Annotated in this window: 1 protein-coding gene; it reads right to left on the bottom strand. The window is 66.4% G+C overall.

From position 1 onward, the window contains the following. Nucleotides 1-1,076: S-(hydroxymethyl)glutathione dehydrogenase/class III alcohol dehydrogenase (locus tag ACXYMW_RS19740; protein ID WP_459037039.1), on the bottom strand; the 1,076-nt coding region annotated here is incomplete at its 3' end. Between the last annotated feature and the right edge of the window lie 10 nt (nucleotides 1,077-1,086).

The following is a 1,086-nucleotide window of genomic DNA, read 5'->3' on the forward strand; positions in this document are numbered from 1 at the left end:
GTGTTGATCTCGTCGAGGGAGAGCTTGTGGGTGATCATCGGGTCGATCTCGATCTTGCCCTGCATGTACCAGTCGACGATCTTCGGCACGTCGGTGCGGCCGCGCGCGCCGCCGAAGGCGGTGCCCTTCCAGTTCCGCCCGGTGACCAGCTGGAACGGCCGGGTCGAGATCTCGGCGCCGGCCGCCGCCACGCCGATGATCACCGAGGTGCCCCAGCCGCGATGGGTGCATTCCAGCGCGTCGCGCATCACCTGGGTGTTGCCGGTGGCGTCGAACGAGTAATCGACCCCGCCGATCGGGTCGAAATCGGTCTTGGTCAGGTTGACGATGTGCTCGACCACCGAACCGTCGATCTCCTTCGGGTTGACGAAGTGCGTCATCCCGAAATGCTCGGCCATTTTCTTCTTCTCGTTGTTCAGATCGACGCCGATGATCTTGTCGGCGCCGGCCATCCTGAGCCCCTGGATCACGTTCAGCCCGATGCCGCCGAGCCCGAACACCGCCGCGGTGGCGCCGATCTCGACCTTGGCGGTGTTGATCACCGCGCCGATCCCGGTGGTCACGCCGCAGCCGATATAGCAGATCTTGTCGAACGGCGCGGCGGGGTCGACCTTGGCCAGCGCGATCTCCGGCAGCACCGTGTGGTTGGCGAAGGTCGAGCAGCCCATGTAATGGTGGATCGGCGTGCCGTCCGGCATCGAGAAGCGCGAGGTGCCGTCCGGCATCACCCCCTTGCCCTGGGTCGCCCGGATGCGGGTGCACAGGTTCGTCTTGCCCGACAGGCAGGAGGCGCATTCGCGGCATTCCGGCGTGTAGAGCGGGATCACGTGATCGCCCGGCTTCACGCTGGTCACCCCGGCGCCCACCTCGAGCACCACGCCGGCGCCCTCATGGCCCAGGATCGACGGGAACAGACCCTCGGGATCGGCCCCCGACCGGGTGAACTCGTCGGTGTGGCAGATCCCCGTCGCCTTGATCTCGACCAGAACCTCGCCCGCCTTCGGACCCTCGAGATTGACCTCCATCACCTCCAGAGGCTTGCCCGCCTCCAGCGCAACCGCTGCCCGCGTCTTCATGATGTGCTCC

It is taken from the genome of Roseivivax sp. CAU 1761 (assembly GCF_054482755.1).